Annotated in this window: 7 protein-coding genes; 5 read left to right on the top strand and 2 right to left on the bottom strand. The window is 48.9% G+C overall.

Going from position 1 to position 16,605, the window contains the following annotated elements:
- Window positions 1-15: 15 nt before the first annotated feature.
- Both DQW50_RS02530 and DQW50_RS02525 read right to left on the bottom strand, forming a co-directional pair.
- Window positions 16-4,068, bottom strand: a complete 4,053-nt coding sequence (locus DQW50_RS02530; RefSeq protein ID WP_112077739.1) for an Eco57I restriction-modification methylase domain-containing protein — start codon at window positions 4,066-4,068, stop codon at window positions 16-18.
- Complete coding sequence (locus DQW50_RS02525; RefSeq protein ID WP_241964313.1) at window positions 4,065-6,656, bottom strand: helicase-related protein; 2,592 nt, start codon at window positions 6,654-6,656, stop codon at window positions 4,065-4,067. The genes DQW50_RS02530 and DQW50_RS02525 overlap by 4 nt, the downstream gene beginning before the upstream one ends.
- A gap of 518 nt (window positions 6,657-7,174) precedes the next feature.
- Between DQW50_RS02525 and DQW50_RS02520 the strand changes: the two genes are divergently transcribed.
- From DQW50_RS02520 to DQW50_RS02500, 5 genes are all read left to right on the top strand, one after another.
- Window positions 7,175-9,772, top strand: a complete 2,598-nt coding sequence (locus tag DQW50_RS02520; protein ID WP_112077737.1) for an N-6 DNA methylase — start codon at window positions 7,175-7,177, stop codon at window positions 9,770-9,772.
- 53 nt (window positions 9,773-9,825) lie between these two features.
- Window positions 9,826-12,357, top strand: coding sequence for an McrB family protein (locus tag DQW50_RS02515; RefSeq protein WP_112077736.1), 2,532 nt, complete (start codon window positions 9,826-9,828; stop codon window positions 12,355-12,357).
- Complete coding sequence (locus DQW50_RS02510) at window positions 12,357-13,631, top strand: McrC family protein (RefSeq protein ID WP_112077735.1); 1,275 nt, start codon at window positions 12,357-12,359, stop codon at window positions 13,629-13,631. Before DQW50_RS02515 ends, DQW50_RS02510 begins: the two co-directional genes overlap by 1 nt.
- Window positions 13,632-13,771: 140 nt before the next feature.
- Window positions 13,772-14,626, top strand: coding sequence for a hypothetical protein (locus DQW50_RS02505; protein ID WP_112077734.1), 855 nt, complete (start codon window positions 13,772-13,774; stop codon window positions 14,624-14,626).
- Window positions 14,627-14,665: 39 nt separating this feature from the next.
- Window positions 14,666-16,036 (top strand): Eco57I restriction-modification methylase domain-containing protein, encoded by a 1,371-nt coding sequence (locus DQW50_RS02500; protein WP_112077733.1) that lies wholly within the window; start codon window positions 14,666-14,668, stop codon window positions 16,034-16,036.
- The last annotated feature ends 569 nt before the right edge of the window (window positions 16,037-16,605 follow it).

Below are 16,605 nucleotides of genomic sequence, written 5' to 3'. Positions count from 1 at the left end.
GTAGTAAAGATGAGTTCAGAACTGGATCTCCAACTTGCCGAAAGCGTTGAGACACTCCTTTTTTCGCTTGTATTCTCCATATTCCTCTTGCTCGATCTCCTCCAGAATCTCGAATGAATCAAGGATATATTCGAATTCTTCACGAGAAAGATCGTAGGCTTTAGCAACAGCTGCATCGATTTCTGCCCGGAGTGTACTCCGACGTTCTTCATTCCATTCGAACGGCCCGTTTCCAACAGTAGATGAAATTTCCTCACCTAAGGAGTCCAGTGAATGAGAGGTCCAGATCAATTCCCCGCCCCGTGTCAGAAGGAATTCTCGAAGAGATGTTTTTTCTCCTTCTAATTCAATATCTGTCTGTTCTAGAGTTTTTGGTGTGGGCATCGGGAGTTGTTTGAGAATGTAATAATTGAAGTTAGCACCACCAAGAGACTGCTGAAGAGCAAAATCAAAAACAAATGAGGTGAATACAGTTGTGAACAAGACAGGTTTCTCAGCTAAATCACCCCCATCAAATGTCAATATTGGTGCACTATTACCACAAGGATAACGTGGGAGAATAGTTCCAATTGCTGTCCGGCTATTGCTAGCCGCTCCACCAATATTGCGGAATGCAAATAACCAATCTTTATTCCAGTCAATCTCAGATAGTATATTCTGGAAATCAGAATCACTCATCCAGTAACGGGGTAGAGATTCAAAATTAGTATCTGACTTTCGATCAGCTGAAGGCTTGTTTGTCCCAGCCCTCCTACCGAATTTCTTTTCTTCTGGAATCCCCTCAAATGTTGAAAACCTGTGGTCATATTGATTAAACAGCTTGGCTTCTAAAAGTGGATAATATCGATCGCCACCGCTCACAAATCTGTTCAATCTGTCAAGTTCAAACCCTTCTGATTTGAGGTTTTCTAGAGTATTATCAGAGAATAAATTAGAGTCGTTCGTCATATCCACCATTCGGTGATAAGAGATTCCCCACGTGTTCTCATCCTGAACATCATTAACCAATATCGGATGTTCAGAATAGAGAGATACCGTAACATCTCTGTCTTTTTTTGTTTGGAGTACAGGACAGTTATTTGTATTAGGATTGATTGTCCGGATATCTGAGGCAGTTAATCGATATTTGCTCTTCTCTTCGTGCAATTCATCAAGAGTCCAATTGAAGAATGAGAATTCGAACTCAGGAACCGTATTCTCGATTCCAGTCATAGTAAGTAAACAGAATCTTTCACGAGTGGCTACATCAGGGAATAAATTCCGCTTATTGACAAAGTCATATAATGACACAAGTCTATTCTCGTTCACCAATTTGGAAAACAGGTCCTGTGTATAATAGTCGGTAGCAACGCCTGTTTTCACCACAATACCAGATCGTCCTGTATCACCTAATATTTCAATCCCACAGAGCTCTGTAAATACGGGATATGTGTTCGTATCACCAGTACCAGACAGCGGGAACCGACCCGACTCTCTAATGAACTTAGAAGCATTCTCTGAATTTTCTTTTTCCTGTTTCCAAGCCTGATAGAGATCTGGATCTTCCTCTTGAAGTTGATTGATTAATTTCGTGCGATGACTCTTTGATGTTGATGTGGCAATATCCTCACGTTTGCCAGCAAACCACTCCTTTTGCTCAGCTTTGATTTTTTCCCATGGCGGATTGCCAAGGATACAATCAAAACCGCCATCGCTGTTATGAAATATCTCAGGGAATTCCAGTTCCCAATGGAAGAACTTCTGCTGATCCGCAATTTGAGTCGCCCGCTCTTTGAGATCTTGGAGCGTCTCGCTATCCGGATGGGGGTTTCTGCGTAGTTTTTCTATAGTTGAAGGAGATGGGTACTCACTCGCAGAGTCATCCATCGGCCAGTAAAACGCTGCTGTCCAGATATCATACGCTAGTTTCTCTTTCTGGAATGCCTCAGACTGCCGGAGTTCATCGTACAACTGCTTCTTTTTTTCTACGTCTGTCGTGTCATCTTCTTCAATCGCATCAAGCCGTTCAGCCAAGTCTACGTATTGTTCCTTACTCGCACCCCACTCCTGAAGCGAGCATTCGGAGGAATCCTTTGACCGCTCTTTGTTTTCTTTCCGGACCCGTTTCCGTATCTCATTACCAACGTGCCAGTCACGCCCGCCAGATGTTTCGTATGCATCCACGGGAAACTCGCCTTCGAGGAGCTCGGAATTAGTTCCAATCAGAGAGTTCCCACATTTGATGTGGTGGTCAAGAAAATTCAGAGGCTTGTCCTCTACGGCCGAATTAATCCAGAGACTGACTTTCGCCAGTTCAACAGCCATCGGATTGAGGTCGACCGCATAGATACAATGCTGAAGGACATCTCTACGTGCCTCACGAACCTCATCTTCAGGCGGATATTCGCTGTCAGATCGAATGCGTGCAAGTCGCTGTGCCAAGAAATTGTTTGCAGCGATCAGAAACGCACCACTTCCACTCGCGGGGTCACAGACCGTAATATCGAAAAGAGCGTTTTCTTGTTCGGTAGCGGTGTTAGCGTCTTCAAGACGGTCTTCGACAACAGGCTTGAGCGAGCTCTGAACGAGTTCTCGAACCAGCCCAGGATCGGTATAGTAGCTCCCAGTCTCTCTTCGCTCGGTTCCTCGGTCGTATAGATAGAATTCCCCACGGGAAACAGTCCGATCTTCCAGTTCGGTGATTTCAGTCGCAAGCCTCGGTGTGAATTCGAGAAGACTCTCATAGACGGACCCGATCTCTTCGACCCCGAGGTCAGCGTACGAGATCCGCTGCCGAGTTCCCTCTTGTTCGATGAGAGTTAAATCCTCGATTGCATCTAGTAGAGCGTCGTTTGGACACTCGCTTTCTGATATCCATTCGAGCCGTTCCGAATCAAAGAGCATCCCATCGTAGCAGGGGACATCAAGCTCGTCATTCCCCTCCTCAACTAGACGGAAAGTGATCTGCAATCCGTGCCAAAGGTCGGTGTTGTCGTCCTTGGTGCTACGGCGCGTTTCGGCCTTCTCACGCAGATTCGTAACTGCATATTCTTCAGTATATATGCTTTCACGAGAGGCCATCATTCCTCGCTGTTCTGCATAGAGGAGGAACAGGAGGCGGTACACAATTAGCAGGACTTCTTGGTAGTATTCTTTGGCCTCTTCTTCTCCACCCTCTCTCAGAGCTTCTCGAATCTCAGAAGTTAGCAATCCAGTGCCGAGCGTTTCGATGGCACTGATAACATTGGACTGGAGATCCTGGCCGATTTTTACACCCGTCGATAGCGCAACCTGATATAGCTGCTCAATCGGTGGGTCGTCCTCGTCTTCGTCCTCAGGAGGGGTAAATCGTGAAGCGTGACAAAGCCGGTATAGTGCGCGAAAGTCGTCGTAGTTTCGTTCAGTAAAGATGTTCTCGAGGTCGTATTCAACATACCCACGAGTATACGTATGGTAATAATCTCGAACCAGTCGCAATTTCAGTCCATCGGTGACAATACTCCACTGGATATCGTCATTTGAATTGAGATACCGCTGCAGTTCATCATGAGGACTCTGCTTTCGTCCTTCCGCACCGCGGTGATTCCCATCATCAAGTGGATTGTCTTCGTCCGGGCGAACGGTATGCAGAACAGGCGGCGTCGCATTCGGCCCTTCAGCATCAGCAGTAACTGATTCGCGAGGTTCCCATCCAAGATGTGAGAGATTAGCCTCAATTTTACCAGCTACCAAATTCGAGTGTTGGTATGCTGGCTCGAAGCCAAGTGCCTCGAAGAGCTTGAGCATCCATTGAGTACGTGCCTCTGAGACATCCATCGCATAGAGTTCGTACCCTCGGGTGACCTCGTCCCAGCGCTCCTGGAGGTCTTCCCAGATTTCCCCAATACGGCCTTCGAGTTCAGCTTCAGTAGTCGGGGTAGACTCACCAGGATGTGCGAAGGTCTGCGGTTGTACAGCATCCTCACTACACGATTCATCGCGTAGCTTGTAGATGAGTTGCTCCGTGAGAAGGCCGCCGCTGGGTTCGATGAACGATGTCTCGCGATGTCCTCGGGTCGCCGAACTCGAAGTAGAGGTTTGTGAACTCATTGTGTAGGGTAGTAGAGACCGATGGTCAACAGGTCAGTACTCGCAACCGAGAGGTTATCAATACCAGTCATGGAAGCTCCGTATCCGGCATCTTCTAATTTTTCGCGCATCTGACCGCGTTCTTCTTCTATTTCCTGCCGACGTTCGTCAGCACGACGCGTGACCGCCATTTCGCGCTGGTCATGCTCGATCGCATTTCTGAGATCACGCTGCCACTCTTGTTTGGTCCGGGTTGCAGCAGTCGAATCCGTGTGAATCAGTTTTTCAAGCTGTTGCTCCGAAAGCGGATCCTCTCCGTACAACGGTAGTGCGAGCTGGAGCAGTTCTTCCATCACCGTCGGGTCTTCGCCCGTGTGGGCGAAATATCGAACCTTTACCGTGTAGAGGGCAACCGGTTCGTCGACGACGTCTGTTCCACGCATTGCTGTCCGACCATATCGATCATCACTGGTCAACGCGACCTCTTTGACAGCATCGATAAGCTGCTGGACCAGCGGATGGGCAATATCCAGCATTTCCAAGTCGCCTTCTTCGGCCGTCCGCTCCGGATCAAAGGATACGCGCTCGTATTCGTCTTCAATGTCAGGGCCCCGGAGTTCATCACTGGTAACCTTGATCGCGTAGGTAGCGTCCGACTTCATTTCGATCGAACAGCCGAATAGATTGAGTCCGCTCTTCACAAACTCCTCGACTGCATCTGGCCCACCCAGCATCTCCTGCGTTTCTTCCTGCCGACGACGGACTTCGGAGAGATCGACTTCACTATGATTATAGAACGATTCATCCTTGATTCGCTCGAGAACCTCATCATCGAAGGCCCCCTCTTGGCTCTCTTCTGTACTCTCCGAGGTGAAGTCCCCTAACCGCTGTTGTGGCATAATCGTATCCAACTCATCGGGATCGAGCAATTGCAAAATGCCGTCATCATCCCCCAGATACGGTGGTGAGAAGCCGTATTCCGAGCGGATTTCCTCGGCCTTTGTGATGAGCTTTGTGAGGACGGTACGATCCATCGGATCGTCCACCACCATCGTTCGAATATAGACGATATCCTCATGCTGGCCGTAGCGGTCGACACGCCCGTTCCGCTGTTCAAGCCGATTAGGATTCCACGGGAGTTCGTAGTGGATAACTTGATTAGCCGCGTACTGGAGGTTCATCCCTTCACTGATAACGTCCGTCGCAACCAGAACGCCACGATCTGCGTCAGCAAACTGCTGGAAACGCTCGTGGCGCTCCGCTTCATTGAGCTCCCCATACAGAGTATAGAGCTCAACATCAGGATAGTCCGATTCGAGCATCTCCCCAATTCGGGTTTCTAGATACTCCAACGTATCAACGTACTTTGTGAAGATGATCGTCCCACCACTCGTAAATCTCGCAGGCAGGGTCTGTGTCAACAACTGTTGGAGTTTACTGTCGCGACTCTTGGTCACTTTTTCGGCAGCTGCTAGGGTCTTCTCTAACGTTTCGAGTTCCATCTCGATAGCCGCACGGTCGCCAGAAACAGCTCGTTCAACTCGATCGCCCAGTTCCGATTCGGAGTAGTCTTCACCAGGATCATTATCAAGTGCGTTCGCCTGAGCTAATCCTTCTGAAATGCCAGCATTCTCAGTGATATCATCGTCGTCCGTGCCTAGCTCTTCCAAGCGCGTCTCAATCTTATCTTGTCGATTCTTGAGAGAACGCCGCAGTGCCTCTGGGCTGGACAGGGCACGCTTGAGGAAGTGAACGACGGTCCACTGGGCGAGTGTCCGATTATCGGATTTCTTTGCAGCTTCGACGAGTGTATCCCCGTATTCCCGAACTGCGTCATACGCTTTTTTCTCGTAATCAGTCGGTGTCACCTCGACAGTATCCTGATCTCGCTCCGGGAAGGGATTCTGTGCTTCATCACCAAACCACTGTTCGACATCTTCACGACGTCGCTGGACGACGTGACGCTTCGCGATATCGCGATCTATCGACGGATTATGTTCATCCCCAGAGACGATTTCAGAATTCACCATCCGCAGAAGGCTCGCATAACTATCGGTGTAGCCGTTATGCGGCGTCGCTGTAAGTAGTAGTGTATGTGTCGTTGCGTCGGTGATGTCCTGGGCAAATTCCCAGCGTTGTTTCGATGGCGTTTGACTAGCTGACGAAGTGTGAGGACGGGCTGCCTGATGGGCTTCGTCGATAATCACTAGATCCCAATCTTGACTTAGGATTTGACCGCGAATGTGGGCCTGCTTCGCGTAATCAATAGAGACGATATGTTTCGAATAGTACTCCCAGACACTGGTTCCTGGTGGAACGTCCTTTTCCATCGACTTCCGGTTACGGCGGCTTGTTATTTCGGCATCAATGTGGAAGAAGTACTTGAACGCCTCTCGCCATTGGTCTCGGAGATTGGCCGGCGTAACTACCAAAATTTGCTCTGCGCGATTACGAGCGAGGAGCTCACTCGTAATTAACCCTGCCTCAATCGTTTTCCCGAGACCGACGTCGTCAGCCAATAAAAGCCGTACTGCAGGCATATCAAGTCCCATCACGACGGGTGTCAACTGGTACTCAGTCGGGATCACCCGTGAACGTTGAAGGCTCATTAGTGGGGCTGTGCCATGCAGCATGGAAAGCCGATTTGACTGAGTCAGAAGGTCCTGAAATTGGGGATTCCCCATCTTCGAAGTATCGGGCGCAGGGAGGCTCCCTTCGGTGATATTCTCTACCGGCGCGTAGAACCGATGTGTTGCTGTCGGTCCATCAAGAGCGGTTGCCGTGATTTCGTCGCCATCAACCGCATCAACCCGCCAAAGTCGGTTGCGATTGCGAATAACTGTTCCCGGTAGAAGTTGGGTTGTGTCAATACTCATAGGAGGATTCTGAAAGTGGATCGTCGGACATCTGGCACGCGATAATAATAACCCCCGATGGAGGACACTTAATAATTGTTCTAAAGAGGATCCTCATCGAGCTACGTTTGGTGGCGTCTAATGCCCCTTCAGCGCTGAACCACTACATTCGACCTAGATATGCTCTCATGCTCTATAACGGGTATCTAGCAATTCACGACTGAAGCCCAACCAGAGGAAGTTTCATTGGGGAGTGTTAGCTCTCGGATAGTATGGCACTACTCAACCTCAAAGAATCCCTTCAAGAAGTAACAGAGGAGGCACGTATCTCCGAACTCACCGATGGAGTGTTATTGATTGATGGGGAATACACTCTCCTCATCGTCCATTCTTGGTCATCGACAGGTCCAGCCGATCAAAGAGGATATGACTCCCAGTTACACGAAATTAGGAACGAATTCAGTGCTGTCGATTATGTTCTTGTTTCAATTGAGGGCACCGTACTCGCCATCCAAGGTACACGGTCAAACTTCGATATCTCATATCTCCCTGAGTACGTGGGAGGGATTCAACTCCCAGAATTTGCACCTATTGTCCGGAGCATCTACCACGATACGCTTCGTACTGAACCTCTCCCCGAGACATATCTTTCAGAAATCGAGAGAAATGATGCAATTGAGCTTCTCAAAAGCGCTTACTCCGCTAATCTAACAACCTACTATACTCCCAAAAATGTTGCACAGATCGCTGCAAATTGGGTCAGTGCCGGGGAACGAGCCTCCTTGATCGACATTACAACAGGCAGTGGTGAACTCCTTATTGCCGGTGTAGATGAAATTGAAGAAGCTTCCCAGGTATGGGGAGTAGACAATAATGGACTTGCATGTGGCATTACTCAGTCGCGTTCTGGTGAAATGGGAGTTCCTGCGAGCCACATCCTTTGTTCAGATTTCTTCGAAATAGTTGAAAGTGCATATACCGATCCACAACAAACCTTTGACCAGCGTACCCCAGAGACCGACATCTCACAGTTTCCAGAAGAGGGGTTTGATTGTGTACTTGGCCACCCCCCAATCGGGAGGATGGACGGCCAGTCATCCGCTGATCAATCGAATCAGCGTATTTCCGAGATCAGACGACTCGAGCATCAGTTTGTACGCGGTGGATGCAGAACCTTGAGTGAATCCGGTAGAGGATGTTTTATTCTGCCTTCACATGGACTTCGCAATCTTCGGAAAAACGTTCTTCCAGAAGGCGTTCAGCTACAACGGTTGGTTAAGCTTCCAGAATCGGCATTCTCTGTCATCGGAGTTGAGCCAATGATGATCTGTGTTGAACGCACAGAGGAGGACGATGACCTTGGAATAGTGAATCTCAGTAGATTCGGAGGGGTGAATGAGATGTGTGGAGCAGTTCATGCCCCCTCGTCCGCTGAACGTCACGATTTCGCTGAGGGCACGACTGTTGACCGGCAACTACCAAGTACTACCATTCAGACCCTCCTCTCAGCACCAGGTGCTGCTCCGCTTTTCACCCAGCAGTACCCGACACTCGAAGACGTCACTCAGAATATCGCCACCGGTATGGTTACTGGTCAAAATCGAATTTTCTATTTTGAGGAGTCAGAGCAAACCGAATCAAATATTTCGGAGAGATTCTTCACACCAGTAATAAAAGATCTGCCGGCTGATAAGAGCGAAATAACGGACAGGGATATCGGTTGGTACCTATTCGACCTGCGTGAATTTGTCGATGAAAATGGGCTTGATGAAGAGAATTTTGGGGAGGTGAGCGAGGCTCTTTCCTCGATAGATACCGCAGCCGCATCATATGTATCGGAAACCCTTGCTCCGGCTGTGGAAAACCAGTCAAGAAGGAGAGGAGTTTTACCACGGTCAATCCCGATGGTGAATCCAGATCTCGTAACAGGAGCAATAACCAGTCCGGTCAAGTGGCATTCCGTTAATGTAGATGCTGATGAAGTTCTTTATAATAATTCAGTAGTTGGCATCAAATGTGAAGCCCAATATTCCCCGAATGCTCTTCAAATTCTTCTTAATACACCGCTCTACCAACGTCTTAGCGATAATCAATTCCCGAACTTGGATGCAGAATATGTCAGAGTACAGATTCGACCGTTAGAAAGATTGCCAATTATTCTACCGCGATTATCTGATGAGACATTTGATCGGTTATCGTCTCTTAGTCCGTACGACACACATGAGTCACGCACAACAGCCCGAGCAGCAATTTTACAGGGGCTCGAGGAATCAGATCGAAGCACAGTGTCAGCAACGTATGAGGCTGTTTCACCCCTCTCGAAGCTAGAGGGATATTCAGATGAAGTTGAACGACTTCGCTCTGTACTTGCTGGAGACGGCACTATCTTCGAACTAGTTGACGAAAATATGATTCGGCAACTTGAGAAGACATTTCGTACAGCTGATCTCTTTGAGACTCGCGAACAACTCATTGAGGAACTTCTCCTTGTCTATTCTGAAGACCGCTATTGGTCATTTATGGGTGGAACCGCCTCTCAATTTGAGGGGATCCTCCAAGACTACGTCGAGAATACAGGTGGTGATGTTGCGTACCGTGAGAATGAAGAAGGAAATTCCGTGCTCAAATTTAGATACCGAGGAGACTGGAAGCCCTTGAGATTGAAGCTCCTCATTGACGAATTCTTCAGTGGAGACCTATGGGAGGTGATGCAGGATGTTCGGAAGAAACGTAACGAGATTGCTCACGGGCGGCTTCTCAATGATCCAGAAACAAACGCAGAGACACTCTTACTCGCGTTCTTCGTATTCACGTACGCTATGCTCCACGAATATAATAACTATCTGGGCGCTGAGAAAGTATCTCGTTGAGAACGTTTCAGTGAACCCACGAATTATGTAGATGGGGGACGCCGGAGTAGAATATGTCATCGGGTATCGTTCTCGCATCTGCTACGAGTCCTACTGAACAGGCGGTATTTGACGAACTCGTCCATCGAGGTGTCGAGCAGGAAGAAATTTCATCGCCAGTGCTGCCAATGGACGATTCCATGGTTCACGCATGGCCAGTTCCGGAAGCAGATCACGTCGATCCGGCATCCATTAATAAAGGCGATTTTGTGTTGTTCTATCGCGGGAGTAACCGGTACACATGGGCCGCTCAAATACATCGAATAGACCCATCACGGGAACTCACCGAGCAGCTGATGTCCCAGGTCGCTGAGCGGACATCAACTGACACCGAGTCCAGCCAAGAATTCAGCGAAACCATACTCTGGCTCAATATTCCGGTTCCAATCGAATTGGAAAGCTATCGTCTTCACGATCTACTCAATCTGGATCAAGAAGCCCTAACACGGACCATTATCCCACAACCAGAAGCAGTTCAGAAAGTTCACGACGAATATGGGTCTGTTGAGGAGATGCTGCAGACCACACGGGAGGACCCTTCAGTCTTCATCGAACTCACATCGATTGAGGATAAACCGTACAAACAACCTGGAGAAAAATTCGCACTGGGTACTGCAGTCTTCTCACGAAGCGAATCTAAAAGCGGCGACAAGATCTATGAAACTCTCCGTGAGCCCGAGGTTGGTGATCTCGTCCTACATATTTTAAAAGATACTCGTGAGCTGCAGGGAGTGTCAACCGTCACATCAACACTCCAGACGGATTTTGAAGGGCCGCCAGACGATTCTTGGGAGCCGGAGGCCCGTGGTCAGGGGTACTTCCTACCGCTTGGACAGTTTCGGGAATTCGATGACCCGATTGATATCGATGAAGACCTCCTCCAAAATGAAGACTATCGCGAGCGTCTTCAGACGGTTTACGATGATCACGACGGACTTGTGTACGACAAAAATTTCGAGCTCGCTCAGGGGGCCTATTTTACAGAATGTCCTCTCGATTTGCTCTACATCTGTCTCGCGGAGCTGCCTGAGCTACTGGACGACGCCAAACGACATTATTGGAGCATTGACCAGCCACCTGCTGTCGATCAATATGACTCGGTAACCGAGGCAGTCGTAGATGTCCGGACTCGACTACCCTTTGCAGATCGCGACCGTTCTTGGTTTCTCAATATATTTGCCGAGTCAATCATCGAAGCGTTCACCACTTCACTCTCGAGTGTCCAACCCAACGCGGAACTGACTGAAACAGAAGCTACACACTGCAAACTTATCGAGCGCGTCTATACTGATCGAGAAGAAAAGTTTTCGAGGGTGGCAGAGCGACTCACGATCGGGCGAACTAATCACATCGGGCCAGCGGAAACGCTATTCTTCGTTCTATTTCGTGAACTCCAGAGCCGTAGCGGTGTTTCGCCAAACATGAGCCGAGTAAAGATCCGCACTATCCTAAACGAGAACTACGAAATAGAGGCTCCGACACAGACGCTCTCATTCGATGATGAGATGGGTCCATTAGAAGCCAAAGATCGCCCAGAACGAGGTGAAGAGATTGCTCGGCAGCTCACGGATATCGGCCAAATGGTTTTCTATGGGCCCCCAGGTACGGGAAAGACATATAAAGCAAAGCAGTTCGCCCATTGGTGGATTAACGATCAGGACGACGTCGATCCTCATAACGGCCAGCTAGAGACAGTGACGTTCCACCCGTCGTTTACGTACGAGGACTTTATAGAGGGATTAAGTGTTGACACGAACGCAGATGGGACAGTGGTGTACGATGAGGAACCCGGAGTCTTCCTAGAATTTGCTGAGCGAGCGCGTCAAGAGTATTATGCCACCGATGATGACGATACACCGCCTCGATACGTTTTGATTATTGACGAGATCAACAGAGGAAATCTCGCCCAGATATTCGGAGAAATGATCACTGCTCTAGAGGCGGATAAACGGTTGGATGGGTCGAACCAGACTACGGTTTCACTTGCCCATTCTGGAGATCGGTTCTTGATTCCACCGAACCTCTTTCTAATCGGAACGATGAACACCGCTGATCGTTCGATTGCACTCGTTGATGCGGCGATTCGGCGACGATTCCGCTTCCTCGGGTTTCCACCCAATCTCCGATTACTCCGGGAAGAGTATGGCCTTGGATCGTGGGCAGATGTGTTAACTAATGCAAGTACACCAGGGGCAGAAGATCACCTCCTCTGTAAATCTCTAATCGCAATCCACGAGCTCAACGCCCGAATCCGATCCGAACCAGATCTTGGACGAGGAAAACAAATCGGTCATTCGTTCCTGTTCGAAATCGCTTCAGACGAGGAAATTGTCGATACGTGGCGATTCGAAATTCTCCCCCTGCTCGAAGAGTACCTCTTCGGCCAGTATGACCGGATACGAGAGAGTCTATTTACTGGTGATGGAGAGGAGTTATTCGATTGGGATCGGCAAGAGATCAGATCATTCAATGCCGAGACGTTATCGACGGCATTAGAGACATTCGTCGAATCCTTCGATCTCGCCTCTGTCAATGACTCCGACTAATGGCTAGTTCCGTTCCGATCACTGAAGACGATGTGTTTGAGGCGGATATCGAGCTTGGCGAGTACGAAGCTTCAGATCCGTTTGAGTTGAGTGAGGCCGCTGACCGGATGCTCAAACAAGAGGTAAACGGTGGAGATGACCGCCAAGGAGAGCGTATCAGGCTACGTTATAATCGTGAAGGGGACGCCATTCTAACTGCGACTCAATATGTTGGTGTCGTATCATTGCGCGACGGCCCAACGATTCAGATACGTCCCAAAGCTGCAGGGACAAATCTACTTTATTTGCTTCGATACGCCCACAATACGACGGCAACAACATTTGAGTCACAAACACCATTCCGGCAAGGTCAAACATTCCTTGATGCGCTCGGTGCGTTGTATGAAGCTGAGCTGCGGCGTGTTCTGAGTCGAGGCCTGCAAACAGATTATCGCCGTATGAGTGGATCTGAACAACGACTGCGTGGTCGGATAAATATCCAGCGACAAATCCAACGTCAACCCCCTACTCCAACAGCGTTCGAATGTACGTACGATGAGCTCACTCACGATACAATTGTTAATCGTTCTATCCTCTACGCAACATCTATTTTATTAGGTATTGTATCAGATTCTACAATATCCCGCTCGCTCCGGCAGCATCAGCAATTGCTCCGTCGCCGAATAACGTTGACACCCGTCACGTTGGAAGAGGTGAAATCAATTCAGCTCAATCGCTTGTCCGAGCACTACGAGGACGTCCTTCGGCTGGCTCGACTAGTTATTGAGAACTCATTCATCGGTGAACTCGAGGCAGGCTCCAGTGCGTCGTTCGCAATGCTCGTAAACATGAACACGGTTTTCGAGAATGCCGTTGAACGTGCTATTCGTACGACTTTGTCTGAATATGAAGGATGGCGAGTGGAACCCCAAGAAAAAACACAATCACTTCTCACCGCTGGGAAGCACAAGATGACACTCAAGCCAGACGTAACTGTGTATGATGAGGCTGAAACCGTTCGTCTCACTGGCGACGCGAAGTGGAAAACTAGCACGCCATCGAATGCGGATTTCTACCAAATGACGTCATATATGCTCGCTCGTGATTCACCCGGGATGCTGTTTTATCCAGATTGTCAGGGAGATAATGAAACTCAAGCTCAGGTTGCAGATCAATACACGCTTACGGTGGCTGAATTACCCACAGCTGTGGACGTCGGGTCGTATGAAGAATTCATTCAAAATCTAGAACAAAACGTTCAGAGCCTGCTTCAATCAATATTAGCATCCACCTGAGAGAGGGCGTTTGACTATACTGACCGCCGAGAGTAATTGTGGGAATCGAACTCCGCTGTCTTGCGGTTTTACCCACAATGAGTCCAGACTTCCAGTATAATCGATACAATTAGTTTGTTGGGAGCGGCATTTGTCGGTATATGGATATCGACGACTGGCCGCGTCCGTCCGAAGACGAACTTCCGGACATGTATGAAGATATCGATGAGATGGTTCAGACTGCGGAAATCACTCTGCGGGACCATTTTGAGATTGCGGATGGGAAAGACGAACGCATCCAGTTCGGTAAGGCGTCTAGTGAAGATTTCTTAGCAGCAATAGATGCCGATCACGGATCCATGATTGCTCTTTTTCAAAAAGTTGCAGGGCTCCCCGATCGTGAATTCGAAAGACAATATGGAGTTCGTGGAATCGGAAGTCGATTTAGAGACCGAAAAACGTCACTGAAAGATGTCGAAGATGCCAAAAAGTTCGCAGACGCACTCGCAGAACTCATGCCTGAATCCCTTAGCCTCGAAGCCACTCTATATTCATTCTATAAGGCCTGGGAAGGAGATCAGCGCAGATTCTACCGGATGCGATACGAATCAGAATTCCTTGAATTTCTCAACGAGGAAGGATACAATGCGACAAAAGGCAATAGTCTACCTGGTGAACCGGATATCGTAATTCCAGAATCGGAACCGAAGGAAATCATCGGAGAAATCCGAGTTATTCAGCAGAAAGACAAACAAAAACGGTTCAAGGAGTTTAGGACCGAAGCACACGAAGCACATCAAAACTTCGACAATATACATTTCGTTGTAGTTGCGAATCTCGGGCGTCAGTATCTAGAAGATCATGGGAGAGAAACCGTGAGAGGCGAGATCACTAAACAGGAGACATCGGAAATTGATGCGGTGTTCTTCCACGACGAGAGAGAGGACTTCATCAAGCAATTAGAGTCATGGGGTGTAACAAAGGATCAGCAGCAGTCACTGAGTGACCTCGAGTAATAAATACTTTTAACTTCGATCGGCCGGTTCGTTGCGATAATGAAAGGGCACGTTCCGACACCGGAGGAGCTTGCAGATCACATAGTTACGAAACTCTTCCGTAACAACCCCCCAACAAAAGGCGACTGTATTCTTTATCCCGGATGTGGGACTGGACCGTTTATTGGCGCCGTTCATCGATACTGTGACGTCAACAATCTTCCTGTACCGAAAGGTGTCGGGATTGAACTTAATCCAGAGCATCTTGATAAGGCTCGTGAGAACTACTCCGATAGGAACGTAGAGTTCCAGCAACGAGATTTTCTTGATGAGGATATTCTCACCTCTCTCTCTGAGTTCGAGTATATCGTTGGGAACCCGCCCTACATCCCTATTGAAGGACTTGATGAAGAAGAAAAAACAGACTATAAGACCAGATTCGAGACAGCAGAAGGACGATTCGATTTGTTCGTCTTATTCTTTGAACAGGCACTGAACCTTCTCTCTCCGAACGGCCGGCTAGTATTCATTACGCCTGAGAAGTTCGAGTATACCCAGACAACTGCGGCACTCCGTCGTGTCCTCGCGTCCAACTATGTTAAAGAAATCGAGCATGTAGATGAGAACGCTTTCGAGGGCCGAGTCACTTTCCCGACGATCACTGTTGTTGAGAACAGTGACGGTGGGGAAACACGGATACTAACGCGAGACGGTGCTGAACGTCAAGTCTCACTACCTACAGATGGATCAAGTTGGGCATCGACTATTCGCGGAGGAGTACCCGAACTAGAGTCGGGTGTAGCCCTCGGAGACGTATGTAAACGAATCAGCTGCGGTGTCGCAACCGGAGCTGACAACATCTTCGTGATGGAAGAAAACGAGGTCCCACCGCAGTTAGAGGAATGGACCTTCCCCACAACGTCGGGCAAACAACTACGTATCAATGATGGTCCCGATAGCGGAGAAGTGTTCATTTCACCATATCGAAAGGATGGCCGTCTCATCCCAGAAGACGAACTCGGAGAATTCGGTGAGTGGGCAGAACTACACCGGGGACGACTCGAAGACCGTTCGTGTTACAAGAAAGGAAATCGAGTTTGGTATGCGTGGCACGAGAATCCCCCGATGCAGGACATCCTCCAGCCGAAACTCCTCTGCAAAGACATTACTGAAGAACCACATTTTTGGAAAGACAATACGGGTGCTGTGGTTCCTCGGCATAGTGTCTACTATCTAATACCGGAAAACAATGTAGACATGAGCGAGTTACTGGAATACTTAAACGGTCCGATGGCACAGGCATGGTTAGAGGCGAACTGCCAGCGTGCAGCAAATGGATTCCTCCGCATGCAATCAACCGTACTGAAGAAACTCCCAGTGCCGGAGGAATTCGGTGAGACGAAACAATCGACGCTCCCTGGAATAGAGTAAACTTAAATGAGTATCATCGGGTTCTTCAGATGTCAAATGATTGCCGTAGACGTAGTAGAACGGGATGTCTGACTCGATTGTACGATTGAATTCTTGACCGAACCGTTTCCGAACATCCTTGATGTTGTGATGATCGAAGATGTCCCCTGGGTGAACGGCCGGATCATATCCCCTTCACCCTCTGTGCCTAACTGGACTTCTCGACCGAGGTCTGTGTCGATAGCCGACATGGGGGGTCCCCCCATAACGAGTAATTGCGTCGATTCCGGCTGGTTGACTTCTCGTACTTGGGACGCACTCGTACTATACAGTTCGGCCCGAGTTCCGCTTGCCGCGAGCACCGTCGACCTCGTAGTCTTGCCCTTCGACCACTTCTGATCGACGTTGTGCGTTGTCCAAATGATGACGTGTAGTTCGTCCCCGTTTTCGTCGGTAGCAGTTAGTTCGGCATCACGCGGATGTTCGGGCCGTGTATTGACCTCTGTGACCGTGATAACGATCGAATCAGGGGGAGATATCAAATGTGCGTCGCATCGCCACGCACAATCATCGGTAGGAGGTACCCCAAA

This window comes from Halorubrum sp. 48-1-W (genome assembly GCF_003287355.1).
Lineage (GTDB): Archaea > Halobacteriota > Halobacteria > Halobacteriales > Haloferacaceae > Halorubrum.
The sequence above is the reverse complement of the archived record's forward strand: the minus strand, read 5'-3'. Positions and strand labels throughout refer to the sequence as shown.

Excerpts from the sequence above, each read along its gene's own strand:
- DQW50_RS02505 (WP_112077734.1), top strand. The coding sequence starts at position 13,772 with ATGGATATCGACGACTGGCCGCGTCCGTCCGAAGACGAACTTCCGGAC.
- DQW50_RS02500 (WP_112077733.1), top strand. The coding sequence starts at position 14,666 with ATGAAAGGGCACGTTCCGACACCGGAGGAGCTTGCAGATCACATAGTT.
- DQW50_RS02515 (WP_112077736.1), top strand. The coding sequence starts at position 9,826 with ATGTCATCGGGTATCGTTCTCGCATCTGCTACGAGTCCTACTGAACAG.
- DQW50_RS02530 (WP_112077739.1), bottom strand. The coding sequence starts at position 4,068 with ATGAGTTCACAAACCTCTACTTCGAGTTCGGCGACCCGAGGACATCGC.
- DQW50_RS02510 (WP_112077735.1), top strand. The coding sequence starts at position 12,357 with ATGGCTAGTTCCGTTCCGATCACTGAAGACGATGTGTTTGAGGCGGAT.
- DQW50_RS02525 (WP_241964313.1), bottom strand. The coding sequence starts at position 6,656 with ATGAGCCTTCAACGTTCACGGGTGATCCCGACTGAGTACCAGTTGACA.
- DQW50_RS02520 (WP_112077737.1), top strand. The coding sequence starts at position 7,175 with ATGGCACTACTCAACCTCAAAGAATCCCTTCAAGAAGTAACAGAGGAG.